Here is a 651-nt window from a genome sequence, read left to right on the forward strand (position 1 = left end):
GTCGAACCGGCGATCTCCTGCGTGACAGGCAGGCATGTTAACCACTACACCACGGGACCATTTGGTTGCGGGGACAGGATTTGAACCTGCGACCTTCGGGTTATGAGCCCGACGAGCTACCGTGCTGCTCCACCCCGCGACAATATAATATTTTAAAAAAATGGAGGAGGTAGAGGGATTCGAACCCCCGCGCGACTCTCGCCGCCTGTCGGTTTTCAAGACCGATCCCTTCAGCCGAACTTGGGTATACCTCCATGAAGGAAAAAAATAAATATTTTATTATTTATGTCTAAACCATTTAAAAAGAAAATGGAGGAGGTAGAGGGATTCGAACCCCCGCGCGATTCTCACCGCCTGTCGGTTTTCAAGACCGATCCCTTCAGCCGAACTTGGGTATACCTCCGAGACATATAATAAATAAAGTGGAGCCTAGCGGGATCGAACCGCTGACCTCCTGCGTGCAAGGCAGGCGCTCTCCCAGCTGAGCTAAGGCCCCATGTTTTTGGGAATATCGGGAAGACAGGATTTGAACCTGCGACCCCCTGGTCCCAAACCAGGTGCTCTACCAAGCTGAGCCACTTCCCGTTAATAAAAGCGCGCCCGAGAGGAGTCGAACCCCTAACCTCTTGATCCGTAGTCAAACGCTCTATC

At 51.9% G+C, this 651-nt stretch carries 5 tRNA genes; all 5 read right to left on the minus strand.

Going from position 1 to position 651, the window contains the following annotated elements:
- Positions 1-62: 62 nt before the first annotated feature.
- The 5 genes from ACXVYO_RS02125 to ACXVYO_RS02145 all read right to left on the minus strand — a co-directional run bounded on the left by ACXVYO_RS02125 (position 63) and on the right by ACXVYO_RS02145 (position 585).
- Positions 63-139 (minus strand) — tRNA-Met (locus ACXVYO_RS02125).
- Between the two features lie 22 nt (positions 140-161).
- A tRNA-Ser gene (locus ACXVYO_RS02130) sits at positions 162-254 on the minus strand.
- A 56-nt stretch (positions 255-310) separates the two neighbouring features.
- Positions 311-403, minus strand: a tRNA-Ser gene (locus tag ACXVYO_RS02135).
- Positions 404-423: 20 nt separating this feature from the next.
- A tRNA-Ala gene (locus ACXVYO_RS02140) sits at positions 424-496 on the minus strand.
- A 15-nt stretch (positions 497-511) separates the two neighbouring features.
- Positions 512-585, minus strand: a tRNA-Pro gene (locus ACXVYO_RS02145).
- Between the last annotated feature and the right edge of the window lie 66 nt (positions 586-651).

The organism is Bacillus sp. BC08 (assembly GCF_054326875.1).